Annotated in this window: 17 protein-coding genes and 1 riboswitch; of the genes, 7 read left to right on the top strand and 10 right to left on the bottom strand. The window is 55.8% G+C overall.

The features are described from left to right. Nucleotides 1–24 precede the first annotated feature (24 nt). The 3 genes from OGX80_RS21525 to OGX80_RS21515 form a co-directional block, all read right to left on the bottom strand. Nucleotides 25–1,533, bottom strand: coding sequence for a carboxylesterase/lipase family protein (locus tag OGX80_RS21525; RefSeq protein WP_112002072.1), 1,509 nt, complete (start codon nt 1,531–1,533; stop codon nt 25–27). 41 nt (nt 1,534–1,574) lie between these two features. Next, a complete protein-coding gene (gene hglS, locus OGX80_RS21520; RefSeq protein WP_049011627.1) occupies nt 1,575–2,918 on the bottom strand; it encodes a 2-oxoadipate dioxygenase/decarboxylase HglS in 1,344 nt (447 codons plus the stop codon). A gap of 81 nt (nt 2,919–2,999) precedes the next feature. Continuing rightward, complete coding sequence (locus tag OGX80_RS21515) at nt 3,000–3,902, bottom strand: DHHA2 domain-containing protein (protein ID WP_112002071.1); 903 nt, start codon at nt 3,900–3,902, stop codon at nt 3,000–3,002. A 75-nt stretch (nt 3,903–3,977) separates the two neighbouring features. Beyond that, nucleotides 3,978–4,050: riboswitch (Fluoride riboswitch) on the bottom strand. Between the two features lie 230 nt (nt 4,051–4,280). Between OGX80_RS21515 and OGX80_RS21510 the strand changes: the two genes are divergently transcribed. Further along, the gene (locus OGX80_RS21510; RefSeq protein ID WP_012132331.1) at nt 4,281–5,204 is read left to right on the top strand and encodes a LysR substrate-binding domain-containing protein; all 924 of its coding nucleotides are present in this window, start codon (nt 4,281–4,283) and stop codon (nt 5,202–5,204) included. Between the two features lie 62 nt (nt 5,205–5,266). On the opposite strand, the gene OGX80_RS21505 is transcribed toward OGX80_RS21510, so the two are convergent. The 4 genes from OGX80_RS21505 to cybB form a co-directional block, all read right to left on the bottom strand. Beyond that, nucleotides 5,267–6,955, bottom strand: a complete 1,689-nt coding sequence (locus OGX80_RS21505) for a methyl-accepting chemotaxis protein (protein WP_115181614.1) — start codon at nt 6,953–6,955, stop codon at nt 5,267–5,269. Nucleotides 6,956–7,124: 169 nt separating this feature from the next. Beyond that, nucleotides 7,125–8,243, bottom strand: a complete 1,119-nt coding sequence (locus OGX80_RS21500) for an S-(hydroxymethyl)glutathione dehydrogenase/class III alcohol dehydrogenase (RefSeq protein ID WP_012132329.1) — start codon at nt 8,241–8,243, stop codon at nt 7,125–7,127. A 32-nt stretch (nt 8,244–8,275) separates the two neighbouring features. Then, nucleotides 8,276–8,551, bottom strand: a complete 276-nt coding sequence (locus OGX80_RS21495) for a metal/formaldehyde-sensitive transcriptional repressor (protein ID WP_012132328.1) — start codon at nt 8,549–8,551, stop codon at nt 8,276–8,278. A gap of 203 nt (nt 8,552–8,754) precedes the next feature. Beyond that, the gene (gene cybB / locus OGX80_RS21490; RefSeq protein WP_012132327.1) at nt 8,755–9,285 is read right to left on the bottom strand and encodes a cytochrome b561; all 531 of its coding nucleotides are present in this window, start codon (nt 9,283–9,285) and stop codon (nt 8,755–8,757) included. A 190-nt stretch (nt 9,286–9,475) separates the two neighbouring features. On the opposite strand from cybB, the gene gap reads away from it, so the two are divergent. Further along, nucleotides 9,476–10,477, top strand: coding sequence for a type I glyceraldehyde-3-phosphate dehydrogenase (gene gap, locus OGX80_RS21485; RefSeq protein WP_047463617.1), 1,002 nt, complete (start codon nt 9,476–9,478; stop codon nt 10,475–10,477). Nucleotides 10,478–10,609: 132 nt separating this feature from the next. Beyond that, nucleotides 10,610–11,536: an alpha/beta hydrolase gene (locus OGX80_RS21480; protein WP_112002070.1), complete on the top strand. Its 927-nt coding sequence runs from the start codon at nt 10,610–10,612 to the stop codon at nt 11,534–11,536. 39 nt (nt 11,537–11,575) lie between these two features. Here the strand turns inward: OGX80_RS21480 and aldA are convergent, their stop codons facing one another. After that, nucleotides 11,576–13,015, bottom strand: coding sequence for an aldehyde dehydrogenase (gene aldA, locus OGX80_RS21475; RefSeq protein WP_115181613.1), 1,440 nt, complete (start codon nt 13,013–13,015; stop codon nt 11,576–11,578). Nucleotides 13,016–13,219: 204 nt separating this feature from the next. After that, a complete protein-coding gene (locus OGX80_RS21470) occupies nt 13,220–14,020 on the bottom strand; it encodes a YdcF family protein (RefSeq protein ID WP_112002069.1) in 801 nt (266 codons plus the stop codon). Between the two features lie 270 nt (nt 14,021–14,290). Between OGX80_RS21470 and OGX80_RS21465 the strand changes: the two genes are divergently transcribed. From OGX80_RS21465 to OGX80_RS21455, 3 genes are read left to right on the top strand one after another with little or no spacing between them, the layout of a single operon-like run. Then, nucleotides 14,291–15,943 (top strand): MFS transporter, encoded by a 1,653-nt coding sequence (locus OGX80_RS21465; RefSeq protein WP_049011895.1) that lies wholly within the window; start codon nt 14,291–14,293, stop codon nt 15,941–15,943. A 41-nt stretch (nt 15,944–15,984) separates the two neighbouring features. After that, a complete protein-coding gene (locus tag OGX80_RS21460; RefSeq protein ID WP_047463610.1) occupies nt 15,985–17,067 on the top strand; it encodes an HlyD family secretion protein in 1,083 nt (360 codons plus the stop codon). Then, nucleotides 17,064–18,440 carry an efflux transporter outer membrane subunit gene (locus OGX80_RS21455; protein ID WP_049011896.1) on the top strand — a complete coding sequence of 459 codons (1,377 nt, stop codon included), beginning with the start codon at nt 17,064–17,066 and terminating at the stop codon, nt 18,438–18,440. The genes OGX80_RS21460 and OGX80_RS21455 overlap by 4 nt, the downstream gene beginning before the upstream one ends. Before the next feature lie 2 nt (nt 18,441–18,442). On the opposite strand, the gene OGX80_RS21450 is transcribed toward OGX80_RS21455, so the two are convergent. Then, nucleotides 18,443–19,078: a LysE family translocator gene (locus OGX80_RS21450; protein WP_049011905.1), complete on the bottom strand. Its 636-nt coding sequence runs from the start codon at nt 19,076–19,078 to the stop codon at nt 18,443–18,445. Nucleotides 19,079–19,206: 128 nt separating this feature from the next. On the opposite strand from OGX80_RS21450, the gene OGX80_RS21445 reads away from it, so the two are divergent. Next, nucleotides 19,207–20,112, top strand: a complete 906-nt coding sequence (locus tag OGX80_RS21445; protein WP_115181612.1) for a LysR family transcriptional regulator — start codon at nt 19,207–19,209, stop codon at nt 20,110–20,112. Nucleotide 20,113: the final 1 nt, after the last annotated feature.

The following is a 20,113-nucleotide window of genomic DNA, read 5'->3' as shown; positions in this document are numbered from 1 at the left end:
CGCAACCTGCCGGACATCTCGCCATTATTCCAGACTGACGTGATGTTTCATCACCCGTTTGAACAGCGCCATTCGCGCGCCCATAAAGCGGTTCTCTACTTTAAAACCGGCAAATTTATTCAGTCCGATGCGTAACAAGCGATCCCGCCCCTGAACGCTGGCGGGCCAGCGCACCGGACCATGCAGAACATCGCAGGTCCGGCTGGCGTGACGGGCGAAATTAACCCAGTAATCGGCGATATGCCGGGCAAACGCCATATCGTTGTCATTCACGTAATTGCGCGCGGGTTCCGCCAGCGTCAGCGTATCAAAGACATACGGCACTTCATTTCCGTGCCAGGCGCCGTTGGCGTAGGTTGTGTGTTCAGTTTCCGCGACATAGTCAAACCAGTATCGCCAGCACGGTTCACCTACCCGCTGCTGCGCCTGCATCACCACATAGCCCAACGTGGTGAACGCCATATCGCGGCAGACCTGACGCCCCAGCTCTTCATCGCCTTTCACGCCGGGATAGAGCAGCTTGATCAGCCCTAACCCCAGTCGGCGTTCGCGCCGCAATTTCGCGATCTGCCCGGCGAGATCAACGCCAAACACCGCCATCACGCTCGCTTCGTCGCTGTTGGAGCCAATCAGAACCGGCATTGGGTGCTGCTTTCCGGCAAAGAAGGTCTCCATCATCGGCTGTGGCAATATCGCATCGCCGGAAATCGGCGTCGGCGCGATTTTCAACGGTGCGCCCAGCGGCCAGAATGCCTCCGCCGGTAGCGCCCGCAACTGTTCAGCAGTAGCGTCCGGCAAATTAAAATGCGCCGCCAGTTCGATGCCCTTTTGCAGCGCGACCTCGCGCGGCGTATCCGGTAACGTATAACCACTCTGAATAATGGCTTTATGGAACAGGCCCTTTGCCCGTGGGGACGCCATCAACGACAGGACGCTACGCGCGCCAGCGGACTCGCCGAACAGCGTCACATTCTGCGCATCGCCGCCGAAAGCGGCAATATTGTCCTGCACCCAGCGTAGCGCCGCGATCTGATCGAGCAAGGCGAAGTTATGCACGCATTCGCCGTCCTCGCCATCAAGGGCCGGATGAGCAAAAAATCCCAGGTGACCAAGACGATAATTGAGCGTGACTACCACGACATCGCGCTTCGCCAGCGCACAACCGTCGTAAGGCGGTAATCCTCCCGCGCCGATGGTGTAGCCGCCGCCATGCAGCCAGACCATCACCGGCAACGGCTGCGGGCGCACCGCGGGCGCCCAGATGTTCAGATACAGGCAATCCTCGGAAAAACGCCCTGGATCGCCCCCGCCAAGCTCGCGACAATATTCAATATCCTGCCAGCTGGCGCATGAAAATGTATTCGCAGGGCGTTCGCCCTGCCAGGGTGCGGCAGGCTGTGGCGCCCGCCAGCGGAGCTGACCCGTAGGCGGCGCGGCATACGGTATACCGCGCCAGATGTGGATGTCGTTTTGCACGACACCCATGACATTTCCCTGTTGCGTTTCGACAAGCGGGATGGAGGGATTCAACATGACGCATTCCTTTTCCTTCACATCCCGACAGCATACCGCGATCAGAGCAGTCCGCAACGCCGTTTACTGCGTTCTTCCGCCGCCTGATAAAGCGCAAACTCATCATATACCGGGCACCCCAACGCCTGCTCAAAGGCGTCGCGGCTGGCATTGCCGTGGCTGCGCGCCTGGGTTTCGTTACCCAGGTTAGACTGGAATATTCCGGCCGCGCTTACCGGCAGAAAATCTTCATAGGTAATGGGTTGTGCCACCACCCAACCGCGTTCAATCAGCGGCTGTGGGTCGTCGCCCGGATGAATAGACTGGCGGTGCGATTCACCGGCAGGCGTTAACCGGTAGCGAAACCAGGCGAGCCCCTGCTGGCGCAGTAAAAATTCGCTGTCCGGGAAAGCGTTAAAGACCGCCTGCAAATGCAGCTGATGCGTAAGATTATCTTTGCCCGTCCCCGCCTTATGCAGTAACGCATCGTACAACCGCCGCCCTTCAGGCGTCAGCGCCACGCCGCGCTGTTCAATCTCACCAAAACGTGCCGTATGGCTGCCCTCCGTTTCACCGGCAAACAGCACCGACTCTTCCAGCGCCTTGAAACTGGTCTGGCGTAACAGAATCGGCACCTCACGGCGCGGCGGCCCTTCAATCAGGATCTTGGGTTCGATACCGCATTCCGGCATCATCAACTGTACTTTGTCGATATCCAGCGTGCGCGGCGTCAGGTGGTTAATGTGGCACCCCGGAAAACACACCACGTCAGCAATCAGACGGTGTTCATTATGTAATGCCTGATACGTTTCCCTGTCCACCGTGGCGTGCCGGTGCCAGCGGAAAGTCTCCAGCGCCTCCTGCACAAACTCCCGCGCCTGCGCCCCGGTAAAATTGCCCTGCGCATCAAAGACGTCCAGAAGTTCGCGACAGCGCGGCGTAAAGATATCGCGCTTCGCCAGAATATCCGCCGCGCGTTGGCGCAGCGCCGCGTTCTCAATTAACTCCAGCCGTAATAGCGAGGTGAAGACGCGAAACGGGTTGCGGGAAAGCGACGCATCGTCAATGGGGCGAAAGGCGGTGGAATGAACGGGAACGCCCGCCTGAGAAAGGTCGTAATAACTGACGGGATACATCCCCATAATCGCAAACATTCGGCGCAAGGTGGAAAGCTCCTGCGCCGTACCCACCCGAATCGCGCCATGCCGCTCAACGTTCAGCCGCGCCAGCTCATCCGCGTTGGCCAGCTTTTCATGCAGCGTAGGATTATTTTCCAGTACCGTCAGATTCACATCAGCGACAAGTTCCAGCAATGTACCGTACTGTGGAACTTCCTGCTGGTACATTGCTGACATTGCCTGCGAAAAGTGTTCCCGAATCTCATCAGCCGCGATGGTGTTCGCCATAATGTCATGCCTCCAGTGAATATTACCTGGAGTGTAGAAAACGCCGTTCACTCTGGTGGGAAGAATTTACAAAGTGTGATCTCACCTGTGCGGATTCAGGTGATGTTCCAGCCAGGGGAGCATCTGTTTCTTACGGCTCAGCATCCCTTCCACCTCGCAGGGGTGCGGGACATCCGGCCGGGCATCTCCGGCAAACCAGAGGCGGGAATAACCGAGATTGATATCCGTGAGCATCAGAACAACCAGCGCCGCATCTGCCCCGGAGGCATAGCACGCCATTTCCTCACGCAGGTCGTCCATCATCGCATCAACCTGTTCCAGCGCATACAGCTCAAGCTGCGCCACGCAAACCCGCTGCCCGTGGACAGTAAAGGTTTTCATGTCCTTCTGAAGAAGCTGGCTGGCGCTCATCCCTTCCACGCTGGTTTTCGCGTACAGAAGATCGCGGCTAAAGCGTTCAAGAGACAGACCGGCAAGCTGGCTGAGCGATTCCACCGCAAGGCGGTCATCCGGGGTCGTTGTCGGCGAACGAAGCGTGACAGTGTCACTCAGAACGGCGCCCAGTAATAACGTCGCTTCTGCGGATGAAAGCTGTTTTCGAATGGCATCCGTCATCAGTTGCCACAGTAATGTCGCGCTACTGCCAACAGGTTTTACCCACACTTCCGGCGGCAGTCGGGTGATCAACCCGCCTAAGCGGTGATGGTCAATAATGCCAACAACGTTACTCTGCGCTAAAGAATCCGGCCCCTGGGCTGGTTCGGTAAAATCAACCAGCCAGACGTCCCGATCGGTGAGCGGAACGCTTAATCGTTCAGGAATGGGCAACCCCGCCTGCGCAAAAATAAACTGCGTCTCACGGTTGGCTTCCCCCGTGCGGAACGCCACTGCCTCCTGCCCGCGTAACGTCAGCCAGCGCGCCGTCATCATGGCCGTACAGATAGCATCGCTATCAGGATTGAGGTGACCAATTACATATATCATTGTTGTTTCCTGTTGGAAAAAGCATGAGGAACCGGAAGAGTATTGACCAGCCCGACACGCTCCTGGTGATAAAGAGTCATATCAGGCGTCATCAGCCTACTGAAACGAGGCGGTTGGAATAAGGTGGAACGCCATCACCCTGCACTGGATTGTGAACCCGCTTGATGTCTCTTTCAAGTATGAACTCACGTTATGACCTGTCGCTTTCTGCGTCACGCATTGTCATTATTCTCACATCACTGTGAATCGTACAAAACATAAGCAAAACAAACTTCTTGTAAAAGAAATGAGTTAGATGTTAATAATATTTTGCTATCAGGTTATCAAAAACCAATAACTTTACTTGTCACCGGCACCGCTCTGTTTTTAACATCGCTTATGGAAAAAAATAGCTTGTTTAGTCAGCGCATCCGTTTGCGCCATCTTCATACTTTTGTAGCTGTCGCCCAACAAGGAACACTGGGGCGCGCGGCTGAAACCCTTAACCTGAGTCAACCTGCACTCTCTAAAACGCTTAACGAGCTGGAGCAACTGACCGGAACCCGCCTTTTTGAGCGCGGTCGCCTCGGCGCGCAGTTAACGCTGCCCGGCGAACAGTTCCTCACCCATGCGGTAAAAGTGCTTGATGCGCTTAATACCGCGGGCCAGGCGTTGAATCGCAAAGAAAGCCTCAATAATGATGTGGTGCGCATTGGCGCATTGCCCACCGCCGCGTTGGGTATCCTTCCGGCCGTTATTGGTCAGTTCCATAAGCAGCAAAAAGAGACGACGTTACAGGTCGCCACCATGAATAACCCGATGCTGCTCGCTGGCTTAAAAACGGGGGAAATCGACCTCGGTATTGGCCGGATGTCCGACCCGGAATTGATGAGCGGTCTGAATTACGAGCTGCTGTTTCTGGAGTCGCTGAAGCTGGTTGTGCGCCCTAATCACCCGCTGTTACAGGAAACCGTCACCTTAAGCCGTGTGATGGAATGGCCGGTGGTTGTGTCGCCCAAAGGCACCGCTCCCCGGCAGAATGCGGAAGGTCTGCTACAAAGTCAGGGCTGCAAAATGCCCGTTGGCTGCATCGAAACGCTGTCGGCCTCGTTGTCTCGCCAGCTTACCGTTGATTATGACTACGTCTGGTTTGTTCCTTCAGGCGCGGTGAAAGAAGATCTGCGCCAGGCTACGCTGGTATCACTGCCGATTCCCACTCTGGGCGCTGGCGAACCGATTGGCATCCTCACCCGCGTGGACACGCCGCTTTCTCCCGGCGCGCAGGCGCTGATCGCCGCTATCCGCAAATCCATGCCACACTGAATGCGCCCTCAAATAAATGCCGGATAAGACGCGTTAGCGTCGTTACCCGGCAATATTAAGGCTTAAAACGTTTCCCAGTTATCACCGCTGGTTGTTACCGGCTGCGGTGATGAACTGGCGACGACGTCCACAGACGGCGCGCGTTTAATCGCACTTCCCCCCTGCAAACGAAATGCCCCGACCGCTTCGGTTAAGCGAGCGGCCTGCTCTTCCAGAGACGCGGCGGCGGCAGAGGCCTCTTCGACCAGCGAGGCGTTTTGCTGCGTGACCTTATCCATCTCGGAAATCGCCTGGCTCACCTGCACAATCCCACGGCTCTGCTCATCAGAGGCTGCGGCGATCTCCAGCATAATGTCCGTTACGCGTCGCACGGCATCGACAATATCATTCATGGTGTTGCCTGCTGCGACGACTTCCCCGGAGCCCTGGTCAATCAGTCTGACCGATTCGCTGATCAGCCCTTCAATTTCCTTCGCCGCCTGCGCACTGCGGCTTGCCAGCGTGCGCACTTCACTGGCGACTACGGCGAAGCCACGCCCTTGTTCACCCGCTCGCGCCGCTTCGACCGCCGCGTTAAGCGCCAGGATATTGGTCTGGAAAGCGATGCTGTTGATGACGGCGGTGATCTCGGAAATTTTCTTCGAGCTATTGGAGATATTGCCCATTGTTTTCACGACGCCAGACACCATCTGACCGCCGTGACTGGCTTTGCCGGAGGCGTCTTCCGCCAGTTTACTGGCATGGTGCGCGTTGTCCGCATTTTGTTTCACCGTGGCCGTGAGTTCTTCCATGCTGGCTGCGGTCTGTTCAATTGCTGCGGCCTGCTCTTCCGTACGCGATGACAAATCGGTATTGCCGGCGGAAATCTCACTGGTGCCGCGATAAATCTCTTCCGCCCCCTGACGTACCGTTCCCACCGTTTGCCCCAGAGAGGACTGCATCTTCTGGAGATGGCGGCTTAAGCGACCGATTTCGCTGCGTCCGGTTGGATCATCCGGCATGGTGAGATCGCCTGCGGCAATCTGTTCAATACGCTGCGCAGCACGTTGCAGAGGGTTGATTACCGTCCGGCGGAGCGCGGTAAACGTCAGTAGCGTAAGCACCAGCGCCAGCGCGAACGCCCCAATCATGAACATCAATCCCAGTTGGCTGCGCTGATGCGCCTGGTCGCTAAGCTGATTCGCGCGCGCCGTGCGTAGCTCAATCGCCTTGAGCAATACGGTGTTATACGCGGTATCGAGCGGTCTGGCCTGTTCGTTTTCATGGTTGATAATCGCCTCGAACATGCCGTTTCTGGCGTATTTCAACATAGGTTGCAGGCCATCAATATAGGCTTTGAAGCGGGTATTCAGCTCCGCATCCAGCGCCTCGTCCGCCGGTGTTTTTACCGCCCGCGCCATAAAGACGTTAAAGCCTTCCTGCGACTGCTTAATCCGCTTCTCCGCCTCAGCGATATTGGCTTTCATGTCATCCATTTCAGCAATGCGGCTCGCCGCGCCTGCATGGATCATATTGATACGCGCGGTACGCAGATGGTTAGAACTGTTGGATAAGCCCATCCGCACCTGAATTTCGTCCGTCACATCCCGCTGGTCACGATCTGCCTGTAGCAGGAAGTACCCCGCCAGCCCGGAACTGAGTGCGAACAGAAGAAGGATGCCACCGAGAATGGAGGAAAACAGCGGAACCAGCCGAATATGATGCAGAAAACCCAGCTTATGCGGTGCTTGCATCGTTGATGTGTTGTCCATGACCGTCGACTCTCTTGTAGGTTATTGCGTATAAAACACGCCCGTTAGATAGTCATCGGCATTCCAGGAAGTTTGCTTACGGTGAAAATCGGAATGTTTGTCACATTTTCACAACATTTATTCCTGAAAATTCAGGAAAGTGCCAGCGGCAGACCCGCTGGCATGTGAATCAGTTATCACCGAAATGGATAACGGTGCGAATGGACTTGCCCTGATGCATTAAATCAAAGGCATCGTTGATTTGATCAAGCGGCAAGCGATGGGTAATGAACGGGTCCAGACGAATTTTCCCCGCCATCGCCTCTTCCACCATGCCTGGCAGTTGGCTACGCCCTTTCACACCGCCAAAAGCGGAACCGCGCCAGACGCGCCCGGTAACAAGCTGGAACGGACGGGTTTTAATTTCCTGGCCTGCGCCAGCCACGCCGATGATGATGCTCTCGCCCCAGCCTTTGTGGCAGCACTCCAGCGCTGCGCGCATCACATTGACGTTACCGATACATTCAAAACTGAAATCGACGCCGCCATCGGTCAGCTCAACAATCACATCCTGGATGGGTTTGTCATAGTCATTCGGGTTAATGAAATCGGTCGCGCCCATTTCTTCCGCCAGTTTGAATTTCTCCGGGTTGGTGTCAACCGCCAGAATACGCCCGGCTTTCGCCTGCACTGCTCCCTGAATCACCGCCAGGCCGATACCGCCCAGGCCAAAGACCGCAACGCTATCCCCTTCTTTTACTTTTGCCGTGTTGTGTACCGCGCCAATCCCTGTGGTGACGCCGCATCCCAGCAGACAGACTTTATCCAGCGGCGCCTGCGGATTGACTTTCGCCAGGGAAATTTCAGCACAAACGGTATATTCACTGAATGTGCTGGTGCCCATATAGTGATAGACAGGTTCGCCGTTATAAGAAAAACGGGTGGTGCCATCCGGCATCAGCCCTTTACCCTGCGTGGCGCGCACCGCCTGACACAGGTTGGTTTTGCCGGATTTACAGAACTTACACTCGCCGCATTCTGCGGTGTACAGCGGAATAACATGATCGCCTGGCTTCAGACTGGTGACGCCTTCGCCAACGTCAACCACCACGCCACCGCCTTCGTGACCCAGCACCGCCGGGAACACGCCTTCCGGGTCGTCGCCGGAGAGCGTAAACGCATCCGTATGGCAAACGCCGGTATGGGTAATTTTGACCAGCACTTCGCCTTTTTGCGGCGGCGCGACGTCAATTTCAACAATCTTTAACGGCTGGCCGGGGCCAAATGCAACTGCTGCACGTGATTTCATTTGTCTCTTCCCATTATTGTGAGGTGATCTGTTTATTTTAGATAAGCGCGCAGAAGGTGGCCGATTTCAGCCATGCGCACGGCGCGTTGATCCGGCGTGGTGTCGCCGCTGACCAGTTCATCTTTCAGGTGAATCTCAACCATCTCTCCCATCAGCCCGTTAGATGCGCCGCGAACGGCGGCAATCTGTTGCAGGATCGCCAGGCAAGGTTCTCCTGACTCCAGCGCCCGTTCCAGCGCGTCAACCTGCCCGCGGATACGGCGAACTCGAGTGAGAATACGTTTTTTATCTTCAGGTGAATGCGGCATACGCCCTCCATACTATAGGGGGGTATACTATCAGATTTGTTATGTGGCTGTAAAACCAACAGCAGCATCTCGCTATTTGTATGACAAATGGCTATACTGCCCACTTCCGATGTAGACCCGTTTCCTTCACCTGCGTCACGGGTCTGGTTACACGCAGGTGTTTTCTAAAAGAAACCCCGCATTACGCGGGGGGGTGAGAAGAGTCAGGAACGTTTGCGCGGCATCATGCGCAACAGCGTATTGTCTTTCCAGACGTAGTGATGCATCAGCGCCGCGGCGGCATGCAAACCAATGACAAAATACCCCAGTTTCGCCAGCGTGATATGCCAGGTTTTCAGCATATCCACCACCTCAAAATTAGCGTCTGACGCATGCGGCATCACCAGGCCGAACGCAACCCAGGGATTGCCCCGGTTATACATCATCACCAGGCCAATAATCGGCAAGACAATAAACAGCAGATAGATCACCAGATGCCCAAGATGCGCCATTCCGGTCACCATCGGCTTTGGTTTTGGCACAATGGGCGGCGCCGGGTATTTCAGTCTGACCAGCAGGCGCGTTACCATCAACACCAGGATTGTCATCCCGCACGAGACATGAACCATATTGATCCACGGACGATAGCTGCGGGGCGCAAATCCCCTCAACTCCATTGCACAGTAGGTCACAATAACCAGTAAAAAGACCAGCCAGTGGATGCCAATTTGCAGGCTTGTGTACTTATTGCTCATAACACGTCCTGAGTAAAAAAATAAAGCGTCAACATAGCGAGCTTTTGTTAAAAATTCATTAACTTTTGTTCACCCAATTTCAACCAGTTACGCTTAGCCGCAAAATCTGTTATTGCCCTGGACGCCTGACTGGACTATGCCTGGTAGGGAAAAAATGTGTCGTACCGTTGCATCCTGACAGGAGAAAACCATGAGTAAAATTGGCATTAACGGCTTTGGTCGTATCGGTCGTCTGGTGTTACGTCGTCTGCTGGAAGTGAAAAGCGACATTGATGTCGTCGCCATCAATGACCTGACCTCCCCTAAAATCCTCGCGTATCTGTTGAAATATGACTCAAACTACGGCGTATTCCCCTGGAGTGTGGATTTCACCGAAGACGCGCTGATTGTGGACGGCAAAAAAATTGCGGTTTACGCAGAAAAAGAGGCTAAAAATATTCCGTGGAAAACCACCGGCGCCGGGATCATTGTCGAGTGCACCGGCTTCTATACCTCAGCCGAGAAGTCCAAAGCGCACCTCGACGCTGGCGCTAAAAAAGTGCTGATTTCCGCCCCGGCTGGCGATATGAAAACCATTGTCTTCAACGTGAATGACGACACGCTGGATGCCAGCGACCAGATTGTTTCTGTCGCATCCTGCACCACCAACTGCCTGGCGCCGATGGCGAAAGCGCTGAATGACAACTTTGGCATTCAGGTTGGCACCATGACCACAATTCACGCCTACACCGGAACCCAGTCGCTGGTTGACGGGCCGCGCGGGAAGGATCTGCGCGCTTCGCGGGCGGCGGCGGAAAACATCATCCCCCACACCACCGGCGCGGCGAAAGCCATTGGTCTGGTGATTCCTGAACTGAGCGGAAAACTTAAAGGCCATGCTCAGCGCGTTCCGGTGAAAACCGGCTCTGTAACCGAACTGGTCTCGATTCTGGAGAAAAAAGTCACTGCGGAAGAGATCAACGCGGCGCTGAAGAAAGCGACAACCCATAATCCGTCGTTCGGCTATACCGATGAAGAGATCGTCTCTTCCGATATCATCGGCTCACATTTCGGTTCGGTGTTCGATGCCACGCAAACTGAAATCAGCACAGTGGGCGATCTGCAACTGGTGAAAACCGTCGCCTGGTACGATAACGAGTACGGTTTTGTAACTCAGCTCATTCGCACGCTGGATAAATTCGCCAAACTCTGACCTTCTGGCGGAGGCATTGTTCCTCCGCCGTTTTCACCATTTATCTGGTTATTCAAGACGATGTGAATCCCTTCCGATTTTCAATGGATTAACTGTGTTATAGATAACGTTTATCACTGAGTGAGCACAGTCATGGACGTATTCAGCCGCGAAACCTTAGAAGAAATGATGGCGCAAGCCGTCTCCCGCTCAGCCACATTTACCCTCTGGCCTGATGGCGAAGCCCCCGGAGCGAAAAACAGCGATGCTGTTTTTACGCCAGAACCGCGGCATACCGGTACATCCATCTTCGATCGCGCCGTCACGGGTGTCCGATCTCCTGAAATCACCGTTTACGCGCCAGATAAACCCAACGGCGTGGGGCTTCTCGTGACGCCAGGCGGTTCCTACCGGCGCGTCGTGCTGGACAAAGAAGGCAGCGCGCTGGCGCCCTTTTTTAATGCGCGTGGTTATACCCTGTTCGTGATGACCTACCGGATGCCCGGAGATGGCCATGATGAAGGGGCAAACGCGCCGCTGGCGGATGTGCAGCGCGCGATGCGCTATCTTCGCGCCAATGCGCAAGCGTGGAAGATCGACCCGGAACGCATCGGGGTGCTGGGTTTTTCTGCCGGTGCGCATGTCGCCGCCAGTCTGGGGACGCGTTTTGCTGAACCCGTCTATTCCCCTATAGATAGCCTGGATGAAATCAACGCCCGCCCTGCTTTTATGGCGCTGGTCTATCCGGTCATCACCATGCGTGACGACATTCATCATCCCGGCTCACGCCTTGAGCTGATGGGCGCGGAACCTGACGATGAACAGATTCGCCACTACTCGCTTGAGGAACGCGTGGATGCCGCTACGCCGCCCACATTTCTGCTGCATGCCATCGACGATCCGGCGGTAAAGGTGGAAAACAGCCTGGTATTTTTTAACGCGCTGCGCCGTTCTGGCGTAGCGGTGGAAATGCATCTGTTTGAGCGAGGAAAACACGGGTTTGGCATTCGTGATACGCAGGGATTGCCGGTCGCGGTCTGGCCGGAACTGATGATGAACTGGATTGCGACCAAAGTGTGACCGCCATTAACAGGCCGGGGAAAACCCCGGCCTGTTACATCAGGACTGCAAATAGACCACCTGCGTTTGCAGATACTCGTTCAGACCGTGTTTGCCATCCGCCCCGCCAATACCTGACTTGCGCCAGCCAGCATGGAATCCCTGCATCGCCTCAAAGTTTTCGCGATTGATGTAGGTCTCGCCGAATTTCAGCCCGCCGATCGCCTTCATCGCAACATTCAGGTTTTGCGTATATACAGACGATGTCAGACCGTAATCGCTGTCGTTCGCCATCTCCAGCGCCTCTTCCAGCGTATCAAACGCCACAACCGGCAGCACGGGGCCAAATGTCTCCTCATGCATGATGGTCATCTCCTGGCGAACATCCAGCAGCAGCGTCGGTGGATAATAATAACCTTTGCCCTCCACGGCCTTGCCGCCCAACGCCACGCGAGCGCCTTCCTGTACGGCACGCGCCACTTTCTGCTCTACCCGCTCCAGCGCGGCAGCGTTAATCAGCGGCCCCATTGCGATGTCATCACGCTGTGCCGGATCGCCAAACTGAACCGCTTTCATCGCCTCGCCCAGACGATTCACAAAGCGATCGTAAATCCCTTTTTGTACATAAACGCGCTCAGCACAGTTACAGACCTGCCCGGTGTTGATCACTCTGGAATCCACAATCGCTTTCACGGCCAGCTCAAGATCCGCATCGTCCATCACGATTGCCGGGGCTTTCCCGCCCAGTTCCAGGCAAACTTTAGTGATATTTTTCGCTGCCGCCGCCATAATTTTCTCGCCAGCAACCACGCTGCCAGTCATGCTCACCATCGCGACTTTCGGGTTCCCCGCCAGTTCCTGCCCAACCGTTTCACCGCGTCCCAGCACCAGGTTGAATACGCCTTTCGGTAAGCCGATGTCATGCACGATCTGCGCGAAAGCAATCGCATTGTTTGGCGTAAATTCGCTGGGTTTAATGACGATGGTATTCCCGGTCAACAACGCCGGAGCGAGCTTACGGGCAATCAAAAAGAACGGAAAGTTCCACGGCAGAATCCCGGTGGTGACGCCCAGCGCGCGTTTAAAGACCAGAATATTTTCTCCGGGGCGATCGCTTTGCAGGATTTCGCCTTCATAACGGCGCGCCCACTCGGCCATATATTCGATGTAGTCGGCGGTGAACGCGACTTCTACCTGCGCCAGCTGCTGGATTTTTCCGCCTTCCGCGACAATCAGCGCACTGATCTCTTCTGCCCGCTCACGAATCCCTGCCGCGATCTTTCTCAGCCACCCCGCGCGTTCAATCGCAGACAGCGCCTCCCATTCCGGCTGAGCGCGCGCAGCGGCGTCAATGGCCTGACGCGCCTCTTGCGCGCCGCCATCAGGAATACGGGAGAGCAGTTCTTCGGTGGCGGGATTCACCACATCAATCCATGCGTCTCCCTGCCAGCTAACAAATTGACCATTGATATACATCGGGTGTTGTACGGGTGCGGACATGCGCTGCTCCTGTAATTGAATTGTTTTTAACAAGTAAAATCATTGTTAAGTAATAACAATCACATGTTCTCAGGGCCGTCTGCGGTGCTGGTTTTGTGATGTGCTTCATAAAAGCAGCCAGGAAGGTTCTGTCAGAGAGGCGATATCGGGGAGAGAGTTTGCCCGTTTGAGCGTAAATTTCCGCAAACGGGCAAGAAAGTAACATTAACGCAACGAACGACTGTTCATGGTCTCAATCAGGTCAGCGTCATTTTGCAGCGTCTGCCACGCCGCCTCAACGTCAGCGGGAATATCAACGTGCACAATAAAGTCGCGGCCACGCGGCCCGTAGCCGGTTTCATCATCCCGTAAGCGCGGAAGCTCTCCCGCAATCAGGGAGAGATAGCGATCCACGGACCACAACCCCTTCTGTTCTCCGGCAAAATCCACGCCGTCATCGTGCTGGCACAGCGTCGGGACAATACCCGGATAGCTCAACCAACGGGGCGAATCGGGATCGTCGCAGGTGACGCGGCGGAACGTCGCCATCGTCCGGCGTTGCATTGTCGGGTCCTGTACGATAATGGCGGTGTTAATGGGCGCCGATACCTGACCAATCAGGGCGCAGCTAAACTGCGCGTTCTCACCGCAGTTTGTTGATTTGTCTTCTGGCCAAATGTTCTCCGTCGGGATCTGCCAGAACTGATGAGCGATATCCGCAAGAATTTTGGCTTCCGTACGCCCGGTGGTGCGTATGGTGTTGTAGCGCGGGTGCCCGGCGATGGCGGCATAGAGAAACGTGGTGGAATGGCCGATGCCGCCGCTGATCAACAGCGGGATCTGCTGCGCTTTCGCTATGTTACAGGCGGCGTCTATCGCCGGGATGACGGCATTCCCCGCCAGCACAACGCAGTCAGCCTGATACGGCGCGTCACCAGAGAAGTCATTTTGGGCCAGCCAATGCCCCAGCGTGTTCGCTGCTTCCAGCGTTGCACTGGATAATGCCGGAAACGGTCTCATTCTCATGGTTCTTCCTCCTGTGTTCCTTGCAGAGTACCGGAGTGGCTTCTGGTGAGTACCAGATCACTCCGAAAGACGATCCGCTGATTATCCTGTGGTGCGAGGGTGAGATAAAGCGTTGATGTCAAACAACGTTCAATGAGCGAAAATCCCGGCTTAACGGCAATGAATATTTGATTTACCGGGCGTTTTCATATTCACTTGAATTATGGTTTACGTCAGACGTAGAATCATTAGCCCGCTAATCATTAAAATAATACAAAGGTATACGACGTTATGCGCCTGCCCCAACGCGATCCTTATGCTCCTCGCGAGTGGCAGCCTCACGAAAAGCCCGCACTGTTAGGCTCACCTTCGACTCCCATTCACAGCACGCCGAAACGCATCGCCTACGGCGTGGTCGGCCTGCTGGTGTGTCTGACCGGCGCACTCGGGAACGCGGTCGTGACCGCGAATCTGCAAAATTTACAGGGCACCTTTGCCGCCTGGTCGACGGAGATCGCCTGGCTGCCTGCCGTCTATGTCATGACCAATGTCTCAATTAACCTGCTGCTGGTGAAATTTCGCCAGCAGTTTGGTCTGCGGGCATTTACCGAAGGTTTTCTGGTGCTGTATGTGCTGGTCACCTTTTTTCACCTCTTCGTCAACGATCTGAGTTCCGCGCTAATGGTACGCGCGGCGCACGGTATGGTCGCCGCCGCGCTCAGTTCGCTGGGTATTTATTATCAGATACAGGCCTGGCCTGCGAAACACCGTCTGAAAGCGTTAACGATCGGTATTACCGGGTCGTCGCTGGCTATTCCCCTCGCCCGGTTGTTCTCTACCGAACTGCTGCAACTGGATGAGTGGCGCGGCCTGTACTTCTTTGAGCTGGGACTGGCGCTGGTTTCGCTGGGCTGCGTCATCGCCTTAAAACTGCCTCCCGGCGACAGACGTAAGGTTTTTGAAAAGAAAGACTTTATTACTTTTATTCTGCTCGCGCCCGGCATGGCGCTGGTCTGTGCCGTGCTGTCGCTGGGGCGACTGGACTGGTGGTTTGAAGCGCCCTGGATTGGCTGGTCTCTGGCGCTGGCGACGGTACTCATCATCAGCGCAATTGTGTTCGAGCATAACCGCAGCAATCCGCTGTTGAATACGCGCTGGCTCTCCAGCGGCAGTATTCTCCGCCTGGGGCTGATTATGCTGCTGATCCGCATTGTACTGGCGGAGCAAAACACCGGCGTAATTGGCTGGTTGCAATACGCTGGCTTACAGAATGAGCAAATGACGCATCTGGCCTGGTCAATTTTCGCTGGCATTGTGTGCGGCATCATCACCAGTTGCCTGACGATTAAACCGACGCGGCTGGCCTGGCCCGTGATTACGTCGCTGGCATTGATGATCGTCGCCTCACTGCTCGACAGCCACTCCACAAACCTGACGCGCCCCGACCAGTTAATGGTCAGCCAATTCTTACTCGGCTTTGGCAGCGCGTTCTTCCTTGCCCCGGCAATGCTGGCGGGTATCGGCGGCGTCATCGCCGATCCGCGCAACCTGGTCAGTTTTTCCGTCTTATTTGGGATGAGTCAGAACATCGGCGGTCTGCTGGGCTCCGCTATTCTCGGCACGTTCCAGACCTGGCGTGAAAAATATCACTCCAGCCTGCTGGCCGATCAGCTCACCACGCTAAATCCGCTGGTGAATGAGCGTCTACAGATGTACAGCCAGATGTACAAAAGCCTGATTGGCGACAGCGCATTGCTGAACACCCAGGCAATCGCTCAGCTACAAACCGTTACGTCGCTTGAGGCAAATATCCTCGCCTATAACGATACTTATTTACTGACGGCCAGCATTGCCGCCGCTACGCTAATCTGGATTTTATGGCGCTTGCTGCGACTGCGTATTACCGCCCGGATGGCGCTGAAAAAAGCCACCGGAACCAAGTAACAGATGAAAATTATGTTTATCGCTTTATCTCAGGAGCCGCTATGAGTCAGCAGGATGCCGCCAAAGAGCAGGCAAATACCCGAAACAATCTCCGTGTGGTGTCAATTTTTGCCGCTGCCGCCATTGGCCTCGTCGGGGTTCTGGTGATCCTCTACGCCTGGCAATTACCACCGTTTACCCGCCATACGCAATTTACGGATAACGCCTATGTGCGTGGACAAACCACCTTTATTAGCCCACAGGTGAATGGATATATCACGCAGGTGAATGTGCAGGACTTTGTGCAGGTGAAAAAAGGCGAACTGCTGATGCAGATCGACGACCGTATTTATCGCCAGCGTGTCCATCAGGCCGAAGCGCAGCTGGCCATGAAAATCGCCGCGTTAAATAACAACCTGCAACAGCGTAAAAGCGCCGAAGCCGTGATTGCGCGCAATGAAGCGGTACTGAAGAATGCCAAAGCGCAAAGTCTGAAAACCCAGGCAGATTTGAAACGCGTGAAAGATCTCACCGCCGACGGTTCGCTGTCGATTCGTGAACGCGATGCGGCGCTGGCCAGCGCGGCGCAAGGCAGCGCGGATATCGACCAGGCGAAAGCCACGCTGGAGATGTCACGACAGGATTTACAAACGGTGATCGTCAACCGGGGAGCACTGGAAGCCGACGTTGAAAATGCCCGCGCAGCGTTAGAGCTGGCGCAGATCGATCTGCAAAATACCCGCATTGTCGCGCCGCGCGATGGCCAGCTTGGGCAGATTGCCGTCCGCCTCGGCGCGTATGTCACCGCCGGAACGCACCTCACCACGCTGGTGCCGCCGCAGCACTGGGTTATCGCCAATATTAAAGAGACGCAACTGGCGGAGCTGCGCGTGGGTCAGCCGGTACGGTTTACCGTCGATGCGCTGAATGATCGGGCTTATGAAGGCCGGGTGGAGAGCATTTCTCCGGCAACCGGCGTGGAGTTCAGCGCCATTACGCCGGATAACGCTACCGGCAACTTTGTCAAAATCGCCCAGCGCATTCCGGTTCGGGTGGAGGTGCTGGGTAAACCGGAGGAGATTGCGCGATTGCGTCCGGGCATGTCGGTGCAGGTACATATCGATACCCGGGAGGCGAAACAATGACGCGCCGTCCCGTTGCCGCTTTGCTGTTCGCCCTGCTGCTCAGTGGCTGTCAGTCGGTTGATGTGGCACCCGCAAAACCGTCTTTGCAAATCCCCGCCGCCTGGCGAACCGCCACCGGCCCCGCCAGCGCAACAGAACAGGTATGGTGGAGAAATTTTCACGACAGTCATCTGAATCGTTATGTCGATCAGGCGCTGCAAAATAACAGTGACGTGCTGATTGCCCGCGAACGGGTAAATGAATACCAGGCCAGGGTCTATGCCGCCGAAGGCAGCCTGTTCCCTTCGCTGGATGCGGGCGTTAGCGGAGCGCGGGCGCGAACGCAGTCTGCGGCAACCGGACTTCCGATCTACAGCACGTTGTATAAGGGCAGCCTGACGGCAAACTACGATGTCGATATCTGGGGCGTTAATCGCAGCACCGCCAGTGCAGCGCGGGCCTCGCTGGCGGCGCAAAAAGCGGCGGCGGCCGCCGCCGATCTGACCGTTGCCTCGTCCGTTGCGTCCGGTTATGTCACGCTGCTGGCGCTGGATGAGCAGCTCAACGTGACAAAATCGACGCTGAAATCGCGTGAAGAGGCCTGGAATCTGGCAAAACGGCAATATGAAACAGGCTACAGCTCGCGCCTGGAATTGATGCAGTCGGATTCTGAGCTTCGCTCGACGCGCGCGCAAATTCCCCTGCTTGAGCACCAGATCGCACAACAGGAAAACGCGCTGAGTCTTCTGCTGGGCAGCAACCCGACGCGGCTGGCCCGTAGCGACCGTTTTGATGCGCTGACGCCCTTAACGTTGCCGTCACAGTTGCCCTCTTCGTTGCTCAACCGCCGTCCTGATGTTGTGCAGGCCGAAAGACAGCTTATTGCGACCGATGCGACGCTTGCCGCCTCCCGCGCCAGCCTGCTGCCGTCGATCAACCTGACGGCGACCGGATCGGTACAGGATCGCACGCTCCCCGGTCTGCTTGACGACCCGCTCCGCTTATGGAGTATCGGCGGCAGCATTCTCGCCCCTCTGCTTAACCGTCAGGCATTGAATGCGCAGGTTGATATTTCTCAGTCCCAGCGTAATCAGGCGCTGTACAGTTATGAAAAAACCGTGCGTAACGCCTTCAGAGAGGTAAACGATAGCCTCGACGCCATCACCCGCTATCAGGAACAACTCAGTGAATTACAGGCGCAGCAGGATGTGGCGCAGGAAACATTGCGCATCGCCCAGAATCGCTATCGCAATGGCTATTCGTCTTATCTGGATGTACTGGACGCCCAGCGCACGCTGTTCTCAGTGCAAACCAATGTGGTGCAGGTGAAAAACAATCTGCTGCTGGCGCAGATTGATCTCTACAAAGCGCTGGGCGGCGGCTGGTCTGTCTGACGTCATCCGTACGGCAAGTGGTGAATGATTTCGCGGACGTTATAGACCAGGCCAGACAGCGATACCACCAGCAAAAACAGCGATGACGCCAGCCCAATACGCCGGCTGTGATGCGGTGACAACCAGTTATTGATGAGCAGGATGTACAGCGATAAAACAGCAAAATCAAAAATGATCCACACCACCGTCAGCGTCATAATGCTGGCGGCGAAGTTCTGCGTCACCGCAATAAACTGAGGGAAGAAAGCGACAAAGAAAAGGATGTCTTTCGGATTTGAAATGCCGGTAATGAATCCCCGGATCACCCCGCCATCGCCCACAGCGACCGTGTTTTCTTGCGCATTTGCCTGCGGATTCCCCGCCCGCAGGCTGATTAACGCGCCGTAGCCGATATACAACGACCCTGCGATCCCCAGCAAAGACAGAAACAAACCGGAGATCGACACCACTCCGGCCAGCATCAACGCCGCCAGGATAATCAGCACCAGAGAGGCGCTGTTCGTTCCGATCACCGTCGCAAAGGCTTTACGCGCGCCGTGCCGGGCCGCCGTTCCGGTTACCAGCGCAACCACCGGGCCGGGCGTGACCAGCAACAGTAAAACCGATAAACTATACGCACTCAGCAATGTCAGATTAATCAACGCCTTTTCTCCTTCATAACGCACACAGGCCCGGAAACTCCCGGCATTATTCAGCGAGCGATGACGTTTGAAAAACGAATAAAACTGCTATTTAATGTGAGTAAAACTCACAATAGCGTATCGCCATGACTCTGCCGCCACTGTATGCCCTGCGCGCTTTTGAAGCCGCCGCCCGCCTCGGATCATTCAGCAAAGCCGCTGACGCGCTGAACGTCACTCCGGGTGCGATCAGCAGACACATCCGTACCCTGGAGACAACGTTTGACTGCCCGCTGTTTCACCGCAACGGCCCGCAGGTTGAGGTAACGGAAGCGGGACGCGCGCTGGCGGAGCAGCTGGCCGCAGGCTTTCGGACGCTGGAAAACGCCTGCTCCGCGTTTCGCAACCAGCAGCACGGTCTGCGCTTAAAGGCGCCCTCAACCCTGACAATGGGCTGGTTGCTGGACGTGCTGAACAGCGTACATCAGCAGGAACCCTCGCTTAACGTGGAGCTTTCCAGCGTCTGGATGGACACCGATACGGTGGATTTCAATCGTGAACCCTTTCACTGCGCCATCCTGTTAGGCAATGGTCATTTTGGTTCCGGCACGCAAAGCAGGCTGCTTTTTAAAGAGTGGCTGATCCCGATATGCGCCCCCGCGCTGCTTGAACAGGTACGAGAAAACATTGCCGACTGCGAGCTTATTCACCCTTCGCCAGACCGGCGCGACTGGACGCGATGGCTGGCACGCAGCGGTAAATTTAACGGGCTGAATACCCGTCGGGGAAAAGTGTTCGACACGCTGGAACAGGGAAATCAGGCGGCGATAAGGGGGCATGGCGTCTCCGTGGGCGATCTGCTGCTCAGTCTGGAGGCGGTAAAAAGCGGTCTGCTCGCCCTTCCGTTCAATGAAGCAGTGGCAACCGGAGAAGGCTACTATCTGGTCTGGCCGCAAGATACGGCATTCGAAAAAGACATTGCGCGGCTTTATGACAGGCTAAAGCGCGCCGCCCCGCAGGAGATACCCGAAGGTATCTCCTGCCTGAGCTGAG

This window comes from Citrobacter sp. CK194, assembly GCF_030333395.1.
Taxonomy (GTDB): Bacteria; Pseudomonadota; Gammaproteobacteria; order Enterobacterales; family Enterobacteriaceae; genus Citrobacter_B; species Citrobacter_B koseri.
Note: the sequence above shows the minus strand (reverse complement) of the source record. Positions and strands in the feature narration are given on the sequence as shown.